The sequence below is a fragment of the Bifidobacterium primatium genome (genome assembly GCF_002802875.1).
GTDB classification, from domain to species: Bacteria; Actinomycetota; Actinomycetes; order Actinomycetales; family Bifidobacteriaceae; genus Galliscardovia; species Galliscardovia primatium.
Genome location: NZ_PEBI01000002.1, coordinates 104076 through 124033 on the forward strand (window position 1 = coordinate 104076; position 19958 = coordinate 124033).

Genomic DNA, 19958 nt, shown 5'->3' on the forward strand with positions numbered 1-19958 from the left:
TACTCCACAGGTCGGTTGTCCGTATCAGTAAGACGTTGTAACCCGACATTGGAGGACATTATGGAACAGAACTTCACGAGGATGACCCAGGAAGCGTTGGGGGACGCCATCCAGAGCGCATCGGCGGCCGGCAACGCGCAGGTCGAGACCCTGCATGTGGTCGACGCGCTGCTGCGCCAGGAGAACGGCGTGGTCCCCGGCCTCATCCAGGCGGCCGGCGGCGACCCGAAGCAGGTCGGCGCGGCCGTTCGCAACGCGCTGGTCGCCCTGCCGAGCGCCAGCGGCTCGAGCACGTCGCAGCCGCAGGCCAGCCGTCAGCTGACCACCGCGCTCGCGCAGGCCGAGAAGGAGATGAAGCAGATGGGCGACGAATACGTCTCCACCGAGCATCTGCTCATCGGCATCGCCGTCGGCCCGAACGAGTCCGCCGACATCCTCAAGCAGGCCGGCGTGACCCCCGAGGCGCTGCGCAAGGCCGTTCCCGGCATCCGCGGCGGCCGTAAGGTCGACAGCCCCGATGCCGAAGGCAGCTACAAGGCGCTGGAGAAGTACTCCACCGATCTCACCGCCCGTGCGAAGGAAGGCAAGCTCGACCCGGTCATCGGCCGCGATCAGGAGATCCGTCGTGTGATTCAGATCCTCTCCCGCCGCACCAAGAACAACCCGGTGCTGATCGGCGAGCCCGGCGTCGGCAAGACCGCCGTTGTCGAAGGCCTCGCCCAGCGTATCGTCGCCGGCGATGTGCCGACCACGCTGCAGAACAAGAAGCTCATCAGCCTCGACATGGGTTCCATGGTGGCCGGCTCCAAGTACCGTGGCGAATTCGAGGAACGCCTGAAGGGCGTGCTCGACGAGATCAAGAACGCCGACGGCCAGATCATCACGTTCATCGACGAGATCCACACCATCGTGGGCGCGGGTGCGGCCGAAGGCTCCATGGACGCCGGCAACATGCTCAAGCCCATGCTGGCCCGCGGCGAGCTCCGCCTCATCGGTGCGACCACGCTCGACGAATACCGCGAGAACATCGAGAAGGACCCGGCGCTCGAACGTCGTTTCCAGCAGGTGTTCGTCGGCGAGCCGAGCGTTGAGGATACCGTCGCGATCCTGCGTGGCCTCAAGCAGCGTTACGAGGCGCACCACAAGGTGACCATCGGCGACGACGCGCTCGTTGCCGCCGCAACGCTCTCCAACCGCTACATCTCCGGCCGTCAGCTGCCCGACAAGGCCATCGACCTCGTCGACGAGGCGGCCGCGCACCTGCGCATGGAGCTCGACTCCCAGCCCGAGGAGATCGACGAGCTGCAGCGCAAGGTCACGCGTCTCGAAATGGAGGAGATGCAGCTGAAGAAGGCCGAGGACCCGGCCAGCAAGGAGCGTCTGGAGAAGATCCAGACCGAACTCGCCGACTCGCGCGAGAAGCTCAGCGGACTCAAGGCCCGTTGGGACGCCGAGAAGGCCGGCCACAACAAGGTCGGCGACCTGCGCGCCAAGCTCGACGACCTGCGCGTCGAGGCCGACAAGGCCACCCGCGAAGGCGATCTCGCCAAGGCGTCGAAGATCCTGTACGGCGAGATTCCCGCCATCCAGAAGGAGCTCGCCGCCGCCGAGAACGCCGACGCCGAGGCCAAGTCCGGCAACGGCACGAACGGCAGCGAGCCCATGGTCCCCGACCATGTGGACGCCGACTCCGTCGCCGAGATCGTCGCCGACTGGACCGGCATCCCCGTCGGCCGCCTCATGCAGGGCGAGAACGAGAAGCTGCTGCACATGGAGGACTACCTCGGCAAGCGTGTGATCGGCCAGAAGGAGGCCATCACCGCCGTGGCCGACGCCGTGCGCCGTTCGCGTGCCGGCATCAGCGACCCGAACCGTCCGACCGGCTCGTTCCTGTTCCTCGGCCCCACCGGCGTGGGCAAGACCGAGCTTGCGAAGGCATTGGCCGACTTCCTGTTCGACGACGAGAAGGCCATGGTCCGCATCGACATGTCCGAGTACATGGAGAAGGCCAGCGTCTCGCGTCTGATCGGCGCGGCCCCGGGCTACGTCGGCTACGAGGAGGGCGGCCAGCTCACCGAGGCCGTGCGTCGTCGCCCGTACTCCGTCGTGCTGTTCGACGAGGTCGAGAAAGCCAACCCCGAGGTCTTCGACGTGCTGCTGCAGGTGCTTGACGATGGTCGTCTGACCGACGGCCAGGGCCGTACGGTCGACTTCAAGAACACCATCCTCATCATGACCTCCAACCTCGGCTCCCAGTTCCTCGTCAACGAGGACATGGACGCCGACGCCAAGAAGAAGGCCGTGATGGACGCCGTGCACATGAACTTCAAGCCGGAGTTCCTCAACCGACTCGATGAGATCGTCATGTTCCATCCGCTCACCCGCGAGGAGCTGGGCGGCATCGTGAACATCCAGGTCAAGCAGGTCGCCGCCCGTCTGAGCGACCGCCGGATCACGCTCGACGTGACCGATGCGGCACGCGAATGGCTGGCCGACACCGGCTACGACCCGGCATACGGCGCCCGTCCGCTGCGTCGCCTCGTGCAGACCGAGGTCGGCGACCAGCTGGCCCGCATGCTGCTCGGCGGCAGGATCCACGATGGCGACACCGTGCTCGTCGACCAGACCGGCGGCGAACACCTCGAGCTCACCGACATGCCCGAGGACCCGCTTGCCGACCACACGCCCGACAGCCCCGACGTCTCCATCGACGACGTCCAGGCCGACTGAGCGTTCGGCCGACTGAGCGTTCGGTCTGATTGAATGTCCGGGCCGAACGGCGCGAATCGCGTCCGTGATTCGCGGTAGTCGATGACTATCAAGGCCTCCCACCCGTATCTCACGGGCGGGAGGCCTTTTTGTCGTTTCGGTCCGTATCGGCACCGCATATTTATAGGGGGCATATGGGGGCAATAGGGGATGTTGAAATGAGAGTGTTCACATAGGGGGTATCATATATAGGGCCAAATAGTGCAGATGAAGATGGGAACCAACAGTGAGCGAGATGGACAGCAAAGACGGTCTGCGGGGGAAATGGGGGATTTCCGGCCGTAGTGCAATCTCGCGAATCATGAATACGCTCGGCGACTCCGCGGCAACGGGCCGCAGACGAGGGGCGCACGCCATCGCCGCCATGGCGGCCGCGGCGGCCATGCTCGCCGTGGGCATACCCGCCGCCGGCGCTGTGGAAACGGCCGGCGCCGAAACCGAATCCACCGTCGCCGCCTCGCCGTCGCAGTCGTCGTCGGCGTCGAACGACGGCGCGACGTCGGCTCCTTCGTCGCAGAATCCGACCGCGCAGGGCGCCACCCCAAAGACACAGAAGAAGGATTCGCAGAAGAAGGCCGCAGCCAAGGTCGCCGCGCCGAAGGCCGCCGGCGACTGCGCCGCCGTGCGCACTTGGGACGTGCTGAAATCCTGTGTGGACGGCGCCGCCACGGACGGCTCGGCGACGACGGTCACGCTGGCGGCATCGATCGAGGTGCCGACCGATACGACCGACACCGAATCCACACCCCTCGACCAGAACCACGTACTGTACGTCAACAACGGCGCCAAGATCACGCTCAAGGCCGACGACGGCGCCGGTCTCGACGGCACGCGGTCCGGAGGCCGCAAGGGCTCCGTCATCTACGTGTATCCCGGCGGCTCGCTCACCATCGCCGGTGGCACGTACCAGAGCATCGGCACCAAGGAACGAGGCGCCGTGATCATGAACGACGGCACGGTGAACGTGACCGGCGGCACCTTCCGCAACAACACGTCGGCCGTCTCCGGCGGCGTGATCTCCAGCTCCGGCACGGTGAGCGTGACCGGCGGCACCTTCACCGGCAACGGCCAGAGCCCGGCCGACGACTGCTCCACCGACGCCACCGTGGAACAGTGCCATCAGTCCAACCTCGGCGGCGGCGCCATCCACTCCACCGGCAGCCTGCTGGTGCAAGGCAACGTGACATTCGACGGCAACTATGCGAAGTCATGGAGCTGGCGCGCCGGCGGCGGCGCCATCTGGGCCTCCGGCAAGCTCTGGGTCAAGAACGCGACGGACGGCACCAAGCCGAAGTTCGTCAACAACTACACGTCCGTCGCCAAGCCCGAGCGTGCGGCCGACGGCACCTGGACCGACATCCAGCGCGGCGGCGCGGGCGGCGCCATCTTCCTCAACGGCGACTCCTCGATGGCGTGGCTCACCGGCGGCTCGTACACGAACAACGTCTCCGGATACCTCGGCGGCGCCGTCTACACCGAAGAGGACTCGACCACCTACGTCGGCAAGGCCGTGGCCTTCGACAACGCCGCCGGTCATTTCGGCGGCGGCCTGTGGTTCTGCCCCTCCGGCAACGCCACCGCCTCGCAGGGCGGCAACATCGCCCTCTTCGACAACGACGTGAACACCACGCTCGACGGCAACACCGCCAATACGGCGGCCGACGGCAACACGGTGACCGCCGGCGACGACCTGGCGATCATGAACCCCTACCACAAGTGGTACGGCGATCCGAACAAGTTCACGTCGAACTCGTTCCATCTGCTCGACACCTGGTTCACCGACCGTTCGAACCCCGCCGTCACCTGGTACCGGGACGGTACCCCGCTCATGGAATCAAGCGGCTACTTCGACTCCTGGCTGCCGGATTCCGGCGGCTGGTACGGCCACGGAGCCATCGCGCTGCAGGCCAAGGCCGATCCCGCCTATCCGACCGAAAAGGTGACGACCCCCACCACGCTCAACCTGTATGTGCCCGGCACCGTGCATGCGGCGAACGGCGCCGCCAGCACCATGACCGTGCCGACCGGCGACGGCAACACGAACTTCACCACCGGCGTGGCCCTCAAGGCGCAGGTCAACGGCGCCACCGACGCCGAACGCCAGGCGACGCGCGACGAGGCCAAGGGCTCCGCCCAGCTGTCGATGTCCGGCAACGGCGCACGACTCTCCGGCGGCGCATTCGGCTCGAACGGCGTGGTGATCTTCGCCAGCCCGTCGAACGCCACATGGGAGAAGACCGCCGTGGGCGGCGACGGCAAGCCCTCGGCCGACAATCCGCTGGCCGGTGCCGTATGGAAGCTGACCGTCACCCAGACGAGCCTCGACACCGCTTCGCGTTCGACCGATTCGACGCCGTACCAGGACGGCGACCTGCGCCCCGCCGACTGCCAGGTGGCGAAGCCCGATCCCTACCAGTGCTGGACGTCAAGCGTCGTCAACGGCGAGAAGACGTGGACGATGTACGTGACCGACAAGACCACGAACGGCGCCACGGGCCGCGACAACAACCCCGAGCCCGGCGTCGTGGAGGTCGACAACCTCGCCGCCGGCGACTACAAGCTGACCGAGGAGACCGCGCCCCCGGGGTATGAGAAGTCGAGCAACGTGTACGCCATGAAGGTGTATGCCGCCGAAGCCGGCAAACTGCCCAAGGACACCGAAATCACCCTCGAATCCGGACCCGACGCCGACAAGGGCCTGTACGCCAAGGCGAGGGACGGGCACGCGCTCATCGGCAACCGCACGAACGGCAAGGTCTCGTGGGAGAAGACCGACGGCGCCAACCCCATCGACGGCTCCGTCTGGAGGATCGAGCGCAAGACCGACGACGGCACCTGGACCGCCGTCACCAATCTGACCGGTGCCGACGGCAAGGCCGACATCACCGACTGCGTCGACACCGCATGCACCGGCGCGGACAAGGATTCGCGCGCCGGCTGGTTCACCGTCGAGGGCATCGGCGCCGCCGGCACGTATCGGCTTGTGGAGACGCAGGCGCCGGAAGGCTTCTGGCAGCCCGGCGACAGCGAGAAGGTGCACGAGTTCGAAGTGAAGGTCTCCGACGGGGCCGTCTCCACCGACTGGGGCAAGGCGTCCAACGTCATCGCAAACACGCCGGCCGCCGTCACCTGGCGCAAGACCGACAAGGACACCGGTGCGCTCATCACCGCATCGGCCTCCAAGTGGGAGCTGAAGCGCTACTCGGACGCCTCGCACTCCATGCTGAAGGAGACGCTGGCCGTGACCGACTGCTTCCCCAACACGTCGTGCTCCGGCACCAACGACACGAACACCGCCGCCGGCGTGATCACCGTGCAGCGGCTCAAGCCCGGCTACTACACACTCGTCGAGACGCAGGCGCCGAACGGCTACAACGTCGGCGACGACACCTACACGTTCGTCATCGAGCGCGATGCCACCGAACACGTCGTGAGTCTTGAGACCGGCGGCAGGCAGCTGGACGACAACAAGGTGCCCAACGAGGCGAAGAAGGTCGCCATGCTGCCGTTCACCGGCGGCATGGACGGACGCGGCTGGCTCGTCTTCGGCGGTCTGTTCACGGCCGCGGCCGCGCTGGCGTTGGCCGCCGTCAACGAATATCGCAAGCGCAAGGGCCTGGCATAGACCCTTCAATGGCTGGCGGTACAGTGATGTCATGACTCTTCAGAACGATGCCAAAACCGAGGGATTCCGCAAGACCGGACCGTCCGACGTGCGCGACGACGCCGCCACGTCGGACGGCGGTCTTGCCGACGATTTCTTCGACGCCAAGGACCTGCTGCGCCGCATGCTGGTGAAGGAGGTCGCCGACAAGCCGTTCAGCGAACTCTCCGCCGTGGCCTTCGACCATCAGGGCGCCACGCTCATCGGCCACACACTGCTCGACGTCATCGAGGAGCAGGGCTACGGTCTCGACGACTTCGACGCCGTCGGCGCGCTCACCGCCGCCGCCGTGCCGCTCGCCTGCGCCATGGTGCATGCCGCGGCCTCCCGCGGCCAGGACCTTGACGCATTCGTCATGGATTTCGTCTATCCGAGCATCAAGGGGCCGAGCATCAAAGGCAAGCGCGTGATCCTGCTCGACTCGTGGCTGAGCGAGAAATCCTACGTGCAGACGTCGTCGCTCGTCACCCTGCGCAACGGCAACGAACTGAGCCTCGATTTCGGCGTCGTGAAGAACGAGGGCGCCGAGATCCTCGCCGTGGCGTCGCTTATCGGCGGCGTCGACATGACCGAGCCGGTCGTCAAGGTCGTCAATCCGGCCGACGGCGAGGCCCACGAACTGCCGTTCATCGAGGTGTTCAAGGAATCCGAGCTGCGAGGTCAGGGCCAGTCGTGAGAGAGCCGAATCCGATCACCAAGGCCGCCCTGGCCTCCGACGAGCCGGCCTTCCGCGAAGTGGGCGTAGGGCCGTGGGCCGAGACGCATCCTGACCGTCCGCGTCCCGACGACTTCGGCGACCCCGCCAACTTCGACGCCCGCTACGACCGTGGTCTGCTCGACAACGGCGACCGTCGCAACGTGCTCGACAAATACCGCTATTGGAAGGTCTCGGCCATCAAGGCCGACCTCGACCGGCGGGGACGCCATCCGTTCGAGGTGGCCATCGAGAACTGGACGCACGATTTCAACATCGGTTCGATGGTGCGCACGGCCAACGCGTTCGCCGCGGCCCGCGTGCACATCGTCGGCCCGCACAAATGGAATCGCAAGGGTGCGCTCATGACCGAGCTGTACCAGCACATCGTGCATCATCCCACCGTGGCCGATCTCGTGGCCGACTGGCATCGTCGCATCGCCGCCGAGATCGCCTCCGCCGAGGACGCCGCCGCAGCGGCGGCCCGACGTAATGATTTCGCCGTCACGGCACGCCATCAGGCCGAGGTCGACGAACTGCGCGGCGCGAAGGTCATCGCCATGGACATCCTGCCCGGCGCGGTGCCCATGGAAACGTACCGTTTCCCCAGGCGCTGCCTGCTGCTGTTCGGCGCCGAAGGACCGGGACTGAGCGAGAAGGCGCTGGAACTCGCCGACGACGTGGTGTACATCTCGCAGTTCGGCTCGGTGCGGTCCATCAACGCGGGCGCGGCCGCCGCCGTCTCCATGCATGCGTGGATCGCTCAGCACGCCGAAATCGCGTGACGTGGCCGTACTATGCGACAAACCCGCCGCTTAGGTCTGCTCAGTGGCGGTTATAACGCAATCGTGCGCAAAACCCGCCGCATGAGGACACTGAGCGTCGGTTTTCCCGCACGCGTGCGTTATAACCGACGCTGGCCGCGTCTGAGCGTCGGTTTTTGTTCATAGGTCCGTTATAACCGCCGCTGTGGGCGGTTCCGTGGCGGCTTTTTCGTATACATGCGTTAAACATCTGTCTTATGCCATGTGGTTGCCATGTGGTTTTGTGGGTCCGCCGGCTCTGGATTGATGTTGTGGCTCTGTCGCGTTGAGTTTGTGGGTCTGACGGGTCTGGTCAGGGTCTGGACCGAGGTTTGTGGGTTTGGGATATTCATTAACCGTGGGTCAATTCGTTCAAATACGGGTTTGTGGGTCTATTGCATACGTGGAGAGGCTGAAAATCGGTTCCTGCTGAACTGTCAGACCCACTTTGCCGTTATGACGAACCATTGGACCCACAAATCCCGCCAAACCGTATGGTTGAGCCCACAAATCCGTACGGCCGGGCCCACAAACCTGTATGGGTGAATCACCGGACCCACAAGCCCGTCATCACCCCGTCATCACCCCAGCATCGGCCATTGAAAACCCGTGAAATCATCCCCGTGGACGATTGCGGGTGTAGAGCGGTTCGGATAATGTCGAAGCATGATAGAGATAGAGAGGCTCGTCAAGTCATTCGGTACAAAGAAGGCCGTTGACCAGGTCTCGTTCAAAGCGCTCAATGGCAGAGTGACCGGCTTTCTCGGCCCCAACGGCGCCGGCAAATCCACGACGATGAAAGCCCTGCTCGGCCTTATCCGCCCCGACTCCGGCGAAGCCCTCATCGACGGCCGCCCGTTCTCCCGTCTCAGCTCGCCCATGCGCTCGGTCGGTGCCGTGCTCGACGCCCGTTCCGCGCACAAGGGCATGACCGCCTACGCGCATCTGCGCTCGCTCGCCCTGACCAATGGCATACCGAAATCACGCGTCGACGAGGTCATCGACGTGACCGGCATCGCCAGCGTGAAAAACCGCCGCACCGGAACGTTCTCGCTCGGCATGAGCCAGCGGCTCTCCATCGCCGCCGCGCTGCTCGGCGACCCGCATAATCTCGTGCTCGACGAGCCTGTCAACGGACTTGACCCCGAAGGCGTCAAATGGGTGCGAGAGCTGTGCCGATACTATGCGGCGCAGGGACGGGCCGTGCTGCTCAGCTCGCATCTCATGAGCGAGGTCGCGCTCACCGCCGACGACCTCGTCATCATCGGGCAGGGGAGGATCCTGCGGCAGGTGAGCGTGGCGAGATTCGTCGATGAACACTCCTCGCATGGCATCCGCATCGTGACGCCAGATCCGCGCCGCGTGCATGAGGCACTCGCCGGACTGGGCGGCGCCCGCGTACAGGATGTTCCCCGCGAGTCGGGCGATCCCGCGGAAGGCTATGCGGTGATGGTCGACGGCGTGCCCATGCAGCCGGTCGCGCAGATACTCGCCCACAACCAGGTGGTGATGTACCGGTTCTCGCAGGAACAGACCTCATTGGAGGACGCCTACATGGAGCTGACGCACGCCTCGGCCGAATACCGTGCGAAACCGCCGATGGGGGAGGGCGGCGAACCAGGACGGCAGTCTGATGTGCGGCAGCCGAGCGGAGGTCGGCAACCGGGCAGCGGCCTGTCGGATGTCCAACCGGGCGATGGCCAGGCCGACGATGGCCGGTCGGGCATACGGAATCGAACAGGAAGAAGGGCGCAGCGAAGGGGGACGCGACGATGAGTGCAGCACGACGACGGGGACGTCACAGCGCCGGGCGGACGACACCGGTGGTGAACCCGGCGACGAAGCCGAAGGCCGATCAGGCGGCCGATGACAAGCATCGGGTACCGAGGCCGGCATCGCCGGCGCAGCCACTGATTTCCATGCAGACGACGCAGACGTCGGCCTGGCAGATGATGCAACGGCAGCAGACGCCTTCCGCCGAGCCGACACCGGCATCTGAGGCAACACCATCTTCCGAGGCGACGATGGCGTTCGATCCGTTTGCACAGGAGCGGCCGGAACCATACCGGCAAAAGACACCAGTACAACCGGATTTGCCGCCGCAGGCCGTGGCGCAGCCGTCTGCCGTACCGGTGGCATCCGCCTCGTCAGTGACTCCGCCGGCACCGTTGACCCCGCCGACTCCGCCCGACCCGTCATCCAGCTCGCGTAGCCGTCGCCGTCGCGCCCCTCGAAAGATGAAGGTCCCCAATGGGCGTGCGAGCATATGGGGCGCCATCCGCGCCGAATTCGTCAAGACTCTGAACCTGCGTTCCACATACTGGCTATTGGCCATGACCGTCGTGTTCTTCCCCCTCGGCGCCGCGCTCACCGCCTGGACCACGCATCTCATGTCGGGCTTCGACGAGACCGGCAAGCAGCTTGCGACGCCCAGTCCCGTTGCCGCCGCCGATCTGTGGGCATCGGTCTCGGGCATGACGTCCACCGTGGCGCTCGTCGTCGGCATCTTCGGCGTCATGGCCGTCACATCCGAATATTCGACGAAATCGATTCAGGCCACGTTCGTCGCCAACCCCCGTCGCGAGGACATCATCGAGGCCAAATCATTCGTCGTGGGCGTGCTGTCGTTCGTGGCCGCGCTCATCGGACTGCTGATCTCGTGGGGATTGGTGTCGTTCATGTCGAACGGATGGGACGTGACGCCGCTTTCCGGCGACCAGTGGAGGCTGCCGTGGATATCGCTGCTCGGCGCCGCGCTTGCCGCGACGTTGGTCGCGAAGATGGCGCTCGGCATCGGCGCGATATGCCGTGCGACGCCGGGAGGCATCTTCGCGCTGGTGGGACTGCTGATGATTGCGCCGAGCATATTGGGCATCATTTCGTTGGCGGCCAGCCGGTATGAGTGGCTGAACACCGTTGGCGCGTTCCTGCCGTCCGCCGCCATCGGCACATTCGTGCGCGGCGGCGTCGAGACGACGCTGGCCGCCGGCACGGGGAACGTGGACTACTTCATGCCGAACTGGTGGCAGAGCCTCATGATCCTCGTCGGCTGGTGGATCGTGCTCGAGGCCGCAGGCACGCTGGCGGCCAAGCGCGCGGATATCCGGTAGCGGCGTCGCCGGCTGCCTGCCGGACCGCGTTCCGACAACGAACGGGAACCGTGCGCGATGTTGCGTTCCCGTTCGTTGCATTGCATATTGACGGATGGGAACCGTGCCGCTCCTTGGGCTCCTGTTGGTTATGGCCGTTCAACGAACCGGAACCGCTCACATCGCTCCGTTCCCAATTCGTTGTGATAATGCGACGAAAAGGACCGCAAAGGCACTCCCGCTCGTCACACTTGCGCTTTATAGTGGGCACTATGCCTACATTCACACGTGAACAGATCGAGCATTTGGGCGATTTGGCCCGAATCGCCCTGACTGACGAAGAGATCACCCGACTCCAGGGCGAACTGAACGTCATCGCAGACTCCATCAACGAAGTGCAGAAGGTCGCCGGCGACGACGTCAAGCCGACCGCCAACCCGGTTCCGCTGGAAGCCTACCTGCGTCCGGACGTGGCCGAGACGCCGCTCACCCAGGCCGAGGCGCTCGCCGGCGGCCCGAAGACCGAGGCCGGCATGTTCGTCGCCCCGCGTATCCAGGAATAATCAGGGGGAATGTGCACCAATGACTGACGCAACCGAACTGGTGAAGCTCTCCGCCGCCGAGATGGCCGCGAAGATCAGGAACAAGGAAGTCTCCAGCCGCGAGCTGACCGAGGCGCATCTGGACGTCATCGAGAAGGCCGAGCCGAGCATCGACGCCTTCCTCAAGGTGTCCGCCGAAACCGCGCTCGCCGAGGCCGACGCCTTCGACAAGAAGAACGCCGCCGGCGAGACCGAGGGTCTGCCGGAGCTGGCCGGCGTGCCGATCGCCATCAAGGACATGATCGTCACCAAGGGCATCGAGACCACCGCCGCCTCGAAGATCCTCGAGGGCTGGGTGCCGCCGTACGACGCCACCGTGATCTCCAAGATCAAGGCCGCCGGCATGCCGATCCTCGGCAAGACCAACCTCGACGAGTTCGCCCAGGGCTCCTCCACCGAGCATTCCGCCTACAAGACCACCAAGAACCCGTGGAACACCGAGCATGTGCCCGGCGGCTCCGGCGGCGGCTCCGCCTCCGCGGTCGGCGCGTTCGAGGCCCCGATCGCCCTCGGCACCGACACCGGCGGCTCCATCCGCCAGCCCGGCGCCTTCACCGGCACCGTCGGCGTGAAGCCCACCTACGGCGGTGTGAGCCGTTTCGGCGCCATTGCCATGGCCTCCTCGCTCGACCAGATCGGCCCGGTCTCCCGCACCGTGCTCGACGCCGCGCTGCTGCACGAGGTCATCGGCGGCCACGACAAGCGCGACTCCACCTCCATCCCGCGCGAGGTGCCGCCGGTCGTGGCGGCCGCCCGCGAAGGCCTGAAGATGGACCTCAAGGGCGTGAAGGTCGGCCTCATCAAGGAGCTCGGCGGCGAAGGCTTCCAGCCCGACGTCGAGGCCCGCTTCAACGAGTCCGTCAAGCTGCTCGAGGACATGGGCGCCGAGGTCGTGGAGATCTCCTGCCCGCACTTCCCGGCCGCCCTTGGCGCCTACTACATCATCATGCCGTCCGAGGTGTCGTCCAACCTCGCCCGCTACGACGGCATGCGCTACGGCCTGCGCGTCATGCCGCCGGCCGGCGTGCCGCAGACCGCCGCCAACATGATGGCCTACACCCGTGAGGCCGGCTTCGGCGACGAGGTCAAGCGCCGCATCATCCTCGGCACCTACGCCCTGTCCGCCGGCTACTACGACGCCTGGTACGGCAGCGCCCAGAAGGTGCGCACGCTCATCATCGAGGACTTCGCCAAGGCCTTCGAGCAGGTGGACGTGCTCGTCTCCCCGACGGCCCCGACCACCGCGTTCAAGTTCGGCGAGAAGACCGCCGACCCGATCACCATGTACCTCGGCGACGTGGCCACCATCCCCGCCAACATGGGCGGCGTCCCGGCCATGAGCATCCCCGCCGGCCTGAGCGAGGAAGGCCTGCCCGTCGGCTTCCAGTTCTTCGCCCCGCAGATGCAGGACGAGAAGATGTACAAGCCCGCCGCGGCCCTCGAAGCCGCCCTGGAAGGCAAGTGGGGCGGCCCGGTGTGGAACAGCCTCAAGACCCCGTGGCTGGATGAGGCCTGAGAGCGTACAGGACGTATTAGGAGCAGACAATGGCAGATAAACTCATGAAATTCTCCGAGGCCGTCAAGAAGTACGACCCCGTCATCGGCCTCGAAACCCACGTGGAGCTCAGCACGAACACCAAGCTGTTCTGCCCCGCGCACGTGGAGTTCGGCGGCGAGCCGAACACCCAGCTCACCCCGGTGAGCCTCGGCCTGCCGGGCAGCCTGCCGGTCATCAACAAGACCGCCGTGGACTACGCCATCAAGCTGGGCCTCGCCCTGCACTGCGAGATCGCCGAGTGGAGCCAGTTCGCCCGCAAGAACTACTTCTACCCGGACATGCCGCGCGACTACCAGATCTCCCAGTACGACAAGCCGACCAACGGCAACGGCTACCTCGACGTCGAGCTCGACGACGGCAGCATCTTCCGCGTGCCGATCGAGCGCGCCCACATCGAGGACGACGCCGGCAAGAACACCCACATCGGTGGCGCCGACGGCCGCATCGAGGGCGCCGACCACTCCCTCGTGGACTACAACCGCGCCGGCGTGCCGCTCATCGAGATCGTGACCAAGCCGATCGAAGGCGTGGGCGACCGCGCCGCCGAGATCGCCGGTGCCTACATGCGCACTCTGCGCGACATCGTGCGTGCCCTGAACATCAGCCACGCCCGCATGGAGCAGGGCAACATGCGCGCCGACGTCAACGTCTCGCTGCGCCCCAGCCCGTCCGACCCGTACGGCACCCGTTCCGAGACCAAGAACGTGAACTCGTTCCGCGGCATCGAGAAGACCATCACGTACGAGATCCGTCGTCAGGCCGCCCGCCTCGACGAAGGCAAGGAGATCCTGCAGGAGACCCGTCACTGGGACGAGTCCACGCAGACCACCGCCGGCGGCCGCGTCAAGACCGACGCCGACGACTACCGCTACTTCCCCGACCCCGACCTGGTGATGCTGCACATCACCAAGGAGCACATCGAGGAGATGAAGGCCCAGATGCCGGAGATGCCGCGCGAGCGCCGCAACCGTCTCAAGGCCGAATGGGGTCTGACCGACCTGCAGATGCGCGACATCATCAACGCCGACGCCCTCGACCTCATCGAGGAGACGGTGAAGGCCGGCGCCAAGGCCGCCGGTGCCCGCAAGTGGTGGCTGGGCGAGATCTCCCGCGCCGCCAACGCCAAGGAGGTCAGCCTCGAGGAGCTGCCGATCACCCCGGCCGACGTGGCCGAGGTCGAGAAGCTCATCGCCGCCGGCAAGCTCAACGACAAGCTCGCCAAGCAGACCGTCGCCGGCGTGCTCGCCGGTGAGGGCACCCCGGCCGAGGTCGTCAAGAAGCACGGCTACCAGGTGGTCGAGGACACCGGCGCCATCGAGAAGGCCGTCGACGACGCGCTCGCCGCGAACCCCGACGTGGCCGAAAAGCTCAAGAGCGGCAACATGAAGCCGATGGGTGTGATCATCGGCGCCGTGATGAAGGCGACCCGCGGTCAGGCCGATGCCAAGGCCGTCACCAAGATCGTCATGAGCAAGGTGAAGTCCTGATCTCACAATCCTGAGAATCCGCTGGGAAATCAGCGCGCCTCGCTACCATGAACCAGATTCCCCGTGTATCCTATACGCGGGGAATCTGTCATAGTAGACAGACGACAGCAGTACGACAGACAGCCGATCGATAGAAAGTGACCCATGTCAGCAGATGAAGTGAACAGCGTGGAGGAGCGGACGCAAGACGAAACGCGTACGCTGCCGAGCAGTCTCGTCATTCCGGAGATCAAGGGCGAAATGGTGCATCTGCGTCCCGCCACCCTTGAGGACCTTCCGCTGATGGACGAGCTGCAGGCCTTCTACAATGCTTCCACCATCACCGGCAAGGATGCGCAGTCCGAACGCGCGCTGGTCCATACATGGGTGGGCCGTTCGGTCGCATGGGGCCGTGGTCTGTCTCCGGAGGAGTCCGGCGTGGGCGATCCCGAATCCCGCCGCACCATCGCATGGTCGGTGCTCGCCGACTCCAACCCCGACGATGACGACCGCACCAAGGTCATCGGCATGATCTTCCTCATCGACATCGACAGCTGGGCGAAGTCCGCCCGCATCCAGGTCATGCTCGGCCGCGATTACCGTGGCCGCGGCTACTCGCGAGACGCCATGCCGCGCGTCATGACGTACGGCTTCGCCCCCGAGCCCGCCGGACTCGGCCTGCACCGCATCTGGGTGGCCGTGCCCGAGAAGAACACGCGTTCGCTTTCCGTGTACCAGTCGCTGGGCTTCATGAAGGAGGGCACGTCGCGCCATGCGCTGTGGGACGACGCCAACCAGCGGTACCAGGACCAGATCGTGCTCGGCACGCTCGTCGACGAATACGATCCGATCCGTTCGCTCGACGCATTCGGCATGCATCTGATCGAGGACAATCCCGGCGTGCGCGAGGCACTGGCCCTGCGCGAGCATTCGCTGGCCCTCGAGGTCAAACGCAGGGGGAACGACGCCGAGAACGACCGACTGGAATCCGACCTCGCCGACCTGATCAACGGCGGCGACTCCGGTCAGGCCAAACCGGCCGGCAAGACCCGTGGCCAGCAGGAATACAATTACTGGCCGAATTCCAACAACGGCAACGAGGAGGACGCCAAGCGCTCGAAGCGGGCGTGGTGGCGCAGCCTCGGCAACCGCTCCCGAGGAGGAAACGAATGAGCGCTGAGGATCTCGACAACTACGAGACCGATGCGGAACTGGCGCTGTACAAAGAATATCGCGACGTCATCAAACTGTTCACCTACGTCGTCGAGACGGAACGGCGCTTCTACCTGGCGAACAAGGTCGACTTCAACGTGCGTTCCGCCGGGCAGGACGTCTACTTCGACGTGCAGCTGACCGACGCATGGGTGTGGGATGTGTATCGTCCCAGCCGATTCGTCACCAACGTCCGCATCGTCACGTTCAAGGACGTGAACGTCGAGGAGGTCCAGAAGACCGACATCGACATCCCCGACAACATCTGACATCGCCGGGTTGTGCGGAATGACGGCGGGGGTTTTGGCTCCCCTCAAGTATGAGGGGAGCTGTCGGCCGTAGGACGACTGAGGGGAGTTGCCGCCGTCGATCATGCCGTCGCATGACAGCCTCCTCGGAGACGGGACCACCGAGCGGAAGACAGGCGGCATCTCACCCTACGCGACGCTGAATTCTGCGAAAAGAATGTGTATGCACATCGTCTCTGTGCGCTTTGCTCCCACGGTCTGTACTAGAGTGGTCACGATTTAGTTTGCGTCATCCATGCATCGTTATGCATGTTCGTTCAATCTGCATTGTGAGGAGTACGACGTGGCAGAAAAGAAGTCGGTCGTTATCATCGGCGGCGGCCCCGCAGGCCTGACCGCAGCATGGGAGCTGGTGAAGGACGGCGGCGCCGAGAACTACGACGTCACCGTGCTCGAGGCGACCCGCGAATTCGGTGGCATCTCGCGCACCGTCAAGTACAACGGCAACCGTATGGACATCGGCGGTCATCGCTTCTTCTCCAAGGACGACCGCATCATGGACTGGTGGAAGGAGACGCTGCCACTGCAGGGCGCCCCCTCCTACGACGACAAGAAGCTCGGACGCCACCACGACCTCGAACCCGGCGGCCCCGACCCCGAGAAGACCGACCACGTGATGCTCAAGCGCCATCGCGTCTCCCGCATCTTCTGGAACCACCGCTTCTTCGACTACCCGATCTCGCTGACCCCGAACACCCTCAAGGCCATGGGCTTCAAGCTCACCATGGTGGCCGGCTTCAGCTACCTCAAGTCCATCTTCCACAAGCTTCCCGAAACCAACCTCGAGAACTTCTACATCAACCGTTTCGGCCGCAAGCTCTACTCCATGTTCTTCGAAGGCTACACGGAGAAGCTGTGGGGCCGCCACCCCTCCGAGATCTCCGCCGACTGGGGCGCCCAGCGCGTCAAGGGCCTGAGCATCCTCGGCGTCCTCAAGAACGCGTTCTCCAAGCTGCTGCCCAAGAAGCGCTCCAACAAGGAGGTCGAGACCTCCCTCATCGAGGAGTTCTGGTACCCGAAGCTCGGCCCCGGCCAGCTGTGGGAGACCGTCGAGGAGAACTGCGTCGAGCACGGCGCCAACGTCATCACCGATGCCAAGGTCGTCGAGGTGCGCCAGGACGCCGGCCGCATCGCCGCCGTCGTGTACGAGGACTCGCACGGCAACCGCACCGAGATCAAGGCCGACGAGTTCATCTCGTCCATGCCCATCAAGGACCTCATCACCGCCGTCGACGCCTCCGACAAGCCCGCCCCCAAGGACATGACCGCCATCGCCACCGGCCTGCCCTACCGCGACTTCGTCACCGTCGGCCTGCTGTGCAAGAAGCTGCGCATCCGCAACACCACCGACATCCCCACCCTCGGCAACCCGCCCATCGTCCCCGACTGCTGGATCTACGTGCAGGACCCCGGCTACAAGGTCGGCCGCATCCAGGTCTTCAACAACTGGAGCCCCTACCTCGTCAAGAACGTCGACGACACCGTCTGGATCGGCCTCGAATACTTCTGCGAGGAAGGCGACGCCTTCTGGAACATGACCGACGACGAGGCCCGCGACTTCGCCATCAAGGAACTCACCCGCATGCGCGTCATCAACGGTCCGCAGGATGTCCTCGACGCCCACCGCGAACGCGTTCCCAAGGCCTACCCCGCCTACTTCGACACCTGGCAGCACATCGACGAGCTCGTCGAATACCTCGACGGCTTCGGCAACCTCTACTGCGTCGGACGCAACGGCCAGCACCGCTACAACAACCAGGACCACTCCATGGCCACCGCCATCGAAGCCGTCAACAACATCAAGACCGGCAGGACCAGCAAGAAGAACGTGTGGTCTGTCAACACCGAAAAGTCCTACCACGAAGAGAAATAATCGACGGAGCGTCAAGCCCCTTTCCTCGGCGCTCGACGTATTGATATACGCCTTCGGCCTCGGACGGGGCTTGCCGCACACGTCGATTATTCCTCTTGCAGAAAAGTAAATAACGGAGTGTCAGCGTCCTTTCCTCAGGTCTCGACGTACCTTTGTACGCCTTCGCCTTCGGACGGCCGTTGACACACGGCGTTCATCCCTTTTCCGAGAGATTAGGTGACGGAGAGCGTCAAGCCCCTTACCTCGGTGCTCGGCGTGTGATGTGAAACCCGCTGCGGAACCATGGTTCGCGGCGGGTTTTTCGTATGTATGCGACAAAACCGCCTCTGGAGCCCTCCTAGCGTCGGTTATAACGCACGTATGCGTCAAACCCGCCGCCAACGACGCCTCAGAGTCGGTTATAACGCACGAGTGCGCAAGACCCGCCGCTAAGAGACCGTTAAAGTCGGTTATAACGCATGCGTTATAACCGACGGTAGGGGCGATGCACACCGGGGCACTGGTCCACCTCCCGCGTATACTTGAAGAGTTGTGCCGAGTCGCGTATTGCCGCATAGATGCGCGTCTCAACAGGTCCAGACCATCATCGATCGGATCGGCACGCTCCCCGAAGGCAGACCCGAGGGGATACCGAATTTTGGAAGACATCGCGCGCATCACGCCCGTCGTCTTCCCCGACTTGCGCTGATATGCGGCGGCAATGGAGGAACAAGCATTATGGTGAATGCAATCGAAGCGTTCGACGCCAAGCACCTGAAGCCCGCCGAGGAGATCCCGGCCTTCCGTCCCGGCGACACCGTCAAGGTGAACGTCAACATCAAGGAAGGCAACAACTCCCGTATCCAGGCCTTCACCGGCGTGGTGATCGCCCGTCAGGGCGGCGGCGTGCGCGAGACGTTCGTCGTTCGTAAGATCAGCTTCGGCGTGGGCGTGGAGCGTCGCTTCCCGCTGCACTCCCCGGTGATCGATTCCATCGAACTCGTCCGCAAGGGCAAGGTGCGTCGCGCCAAGCTGTACTACCTGCGCAACCTGCGCGGCAAGGCCGCTCGTATCGTCGAGCGTCGCGACAACAGCCAGAAGGCCGACTGAGTCCTTCACGCATCCCACGCAACACGTGGGTGGCATGGAAGCCCGGAATTCCGCATCGTGGATTCCGGGCTTCCGCGTATAGTATTCGCGTACATCTCAAGCAGTGGCAAGCAGGGGAGCGCATCGTATGACTGAACACCAGACGGACGGCAACGATCGCATCGCATCCGGCGTCGTGGCCGGAGCCTCCGGGACCGCAGACCCCGACGGGCGGCAGCCCGACCGCATGACCCTGCGCGACCTGCTCGTCTGGGCCGGCATTCCGCTGGTCATCGTGCTGTTCCTGCGCATGTTCGTCATCGGCGTATACGAGATCCCCTCCGAATCGATGCGCGACACGCTGCAGGTCGGCGACAAGGTCGTCACATCCCGTCTGGCGCCGCGGTTCTTCGAACTGCATCGCGGCGACATCATTGTCTTCAAGGATCCGGCGAACTGGCTCGGTCCGAGCGCGAAAAGCCAGTTCCTCATCAAACGTCTGATCGGCCTGCCCGGCGACACCGTGGCATGCAAGGGCCCCGGCCAGCCGATCACCATCAACGGCAAGGCCATCGACGATTCCTCGTTCATTCGTCCGGGCGTCAACCCCAGCGACTTCGCGTTCAGCGTGAAGGTGACCGAGGGGCATGTGTTCGTGATGGGCGACAACCGTTCGAACTCCGCCGACTCCCGCGTGCACCAGGAGGACGGCGACAACGGTCTGGTCCCGATCTCCGACGTCGAGGGCGTGGCGGCGGCCATATACTGGCCGGTCGGCCACTGGTCGGGACTCGGCAGACCCGACGCCGTGTTCGACGGCGTATCGGGCGTTTCCGGCGGGAAATAACGTCG

14 protein-coding genes are annotated in these 19958 nt (G+C 64.8%); all 14 read left to right on the forward strand.

The genetic code is table 11. From position 1 onward, the window contains the following. Positions 1-60 precede the first annotated feature (60 nt). The 14 genes from clpB (at position 61) to lepB (ending at position 19953) form a co-directional block, all read left to right on the forward strand. Positions 61-2730: an ATP-dependent chaperone ClpB gene (clpB, locus tag CS006_RS04305; RefSeq protein ID WP_100510570.1), complete on the forward strand. Its 2670-nt coding sequence runs from the start codon at positions 61-63 to the stop codon at positions 2728-2730. A 274-nt stretch (positions 2731-3004) separates the two neighbouring features. Next, positions 3005-6394, forward strand: coding sequence for a SpaA isopeptide-forming pilin-related protein (locus CS006_RS04310; protein WP_133119529.1), 3390 nt, complete (start codon positions 3005-3007; stop codon positions 6392-6394). Positions 6395-6425: 31 nt separating this feature from the next. Beyond that, positions 6426-7109 carry an orotate phosphoribosyltransferase gene (locus CS006_RS04315; RefSeq protein WP_100510572.1) on the forward strand — a complete coding sequence of 228 codons (684 nt, stop codon included), beginning with the start codon at positions 6426-6428 and terminating at the stop codon, positions 7107-7109. Continuing rightward, the gene (locus CS006_RS04320) at positions 7106-7912 is read left to right on the forward strand and encodes a TrmH family RNA methyltransferase (RefSeq protein WP_100510573.1); all 807 of its coding nucleotides are present in this window, start codon (positions 7106-7108) and stop codon (positions 7910-7912) included. The genes CS006_RS04315 and CS006_RS04320 overlap by 4 nt, the downstream gene beginning before the upstream one ends. A 684-nt stretch (positions 7913-8596) precedes the next feature. After that, entirely contained in the window at positions 8597-9706 is a 1110-nt protein-coding gene (locus tag CS006_RS04325) for an ATP-binding cassette domain-containing protein (RefSeq protein WP_100510574.1), read from the forward strand. A gap of 461 nt (positions 9707-10167) precedes the next feature. Continuing rightward, positions 10168-11040, forward strand: coding sequence for a hypothetical protein (locus CS006_RS04330; protein ID WP_100510575.1), 873 nt, complete (start codon positions 10168-10170; stop codon positions 11038-11040). 251 nt (positions 11041-11291) lie between these two features. Continuing rightward, positions 11292-11582, forward strand: coding sequence for an Asp-tRNA(Asn)/Glu-tRNA(Gln) amidotransferase subunit GatC (gene gatC / locus CS006_RS04335; RefSeq protein WP_100510890.1), 291 nt, complete (start codon positions 11292-11294; stop codon positions 11580-11582). A 19-nt stretch (positions 11583-11601) separates the two neighbouring features. Beyond that, entirely contained in the window at positions 11602-13137 is a 1536-nt protein-coding gene (gene gatA / locus CS006_RS04340) for an Asp-tRNA(Asn)/Glu-tRNA(Gln) amidotransferase subunit GatA (protein WP_100510576.1), read from the forward strand. A 29-nt stretch (positions 13138-13166) separates the two neighbouring features. Beyond that, positions 13167-14666, forward strand: coding sequence for an Asp-tRNA(Asn)/Glu-tRNA(Gln) amidotransferase subunit GatB (gene gatB / locus CS006_RS04345; RefSeq protein WP_100510577.1), 1500 nt, complete (start codon positions 13167-13169; stop codon positions 14664-14666). A gap of 144 nt (positions 14667-14810) precedes the next feature. After that, complete coding sequence (locus CS006_RS04350; protein ID WP_100510578.1) at positions 14811-15818, forward strand: GNAT family N-acetyltransferase; 1008 nt, start codon at positions 14811-14813, stop codon at positions 15816-15818. Further along, positions 15815-16126: a DUF2469 domain-containing protein gene (locus tag CS006_RS04355; protein ID WP_100510579.1), complete on the forward strand. Its 312-nt coding sequence runs from the start codon at positions 15815-15817 to the stop codon at positions 16124-16126. Before CS006_RS04350 ends, CS006_RS04355 begins: the two co-directional genes overlap by 4 nt. 322 nt (positions 16127-16448) lie before the next feature. Beyond that, positions 16449-18038 (forward strand): NAD(P)/FAD-dependent oxidoreductase, encoded by a 1590-nt coding sequence (locus tag CS006_RS04360; RefSeq protein WP_100510580.1) that lies wholly within the window; start codon positions 16449-16451, stop codon positions 18036-18038. Between the two features lie 717 nt (positions 18039-18755). Continuing rightward, positions 18756-19127 (forward strand): 50S ribosomal protein L19, encoded by a 372-nt coding sequence (gene rplS, locus CS006_RS04365; protein ID WP_100510581.1) that lies wholly within the window; start codon positions 18756-18758, stop codon positions 19125-19127. Between the two features lie 127 nt (positions 19128-19254). Further along, a complete protein-coding gene (gene lepB, locus CS006_RS04370; RefSeq protein WP_100510582.1) occupies positions 19255-19953 on the forward strand; it encodes a signal peptidase I in 699 nt (232 codons plus the stop codon). Positions 19954-19958 lie beyond the last annotated feature (5 nt).

Excerpts from the sequence above, each read along its gene's own strand:
- clpB (WP_100510570.1), top strand. The coding sequence starts at position 61 with ATGGAACAGAACTTCACGAGGATGACCCAGGAAGCGTTGGGGGACGCC.
- CS006_RS04325 (WP_100510574.1), top strand. The coding sequence starts at position 8,597 with ATGATAGAGATAGAGAGGCTCGTCAAGTCATTCGGTACAAAGAAGGCC.
- gatC (WP_100510890.1), top strand. The coding sequence starts at position 11,292 with ATGCCTACATTCACACGTGAACAGATCGAGCATTTGGGCGATTTGGCC.
- gatA (WP_100510576.1), top strand. The coding sequence starts at position 11,602 with ATGACTGACGCAACCGAACTGGTGAAGCTCTCCGCCGCCGAGATGGCC.
- CS006_RS04310 (WP_133119529.1), top strand. The coding sequence starts at position 3,005 with ATGGACAGCAAAGACGGTCTGCGGGGGAAATGGGGGATTTCCGGCCGT.
- gatB (WP_100510577.1), top strand. The coding sequence starts at position 13,167 with ATGGCAGATAAACTCATGAAATTCTCCGAGGCCGTCAAGAAGTACGAC.
- CS006_RS04330 (WP_100510575.1), top strand. The coding sequence starts at position 10,168 with ATGAAGGTCCCCAATGGGCGTGCGAGCATATGGGGCGCCATCCGCGCC.
- CS006_RS04350 (WP_100510578.1), top strand. The coding sequence starts at position 14,811 with ATGTCAGCAGATGAAGTGAACAGCGTGGAGGAGCGGACGCAAGACGAA.
- CS006_RS04315 (WP_100510572.1), top strand. The coding sequence starts at position 6,426 with ATGACTCTTCAGAACGATGCCAAAACCGAGGGATTCCGCAAGACCGGA.
- lepB (WP_100510582.1), top strand. The coding sequence starts at position 19,255 with ATGACTGAACACCAGACGGACGGCAACGATCGCATCGCATCCGGCGTC.
- CS006_RS04355 (WP_100510579.1), top strand. The coding sequence starts at position 15,815 with ATGAGCGCTGAGGATCTCGACAACTACGAGACCGATGCGGAACTGGCG.
- rplS (WP_100510581.1), top strand. The coding sequence starts at position 18,756 with ATGGTGAATGCAATCGAAGCGTTCGACGCCAAGCACCTGAAGCCCGCC.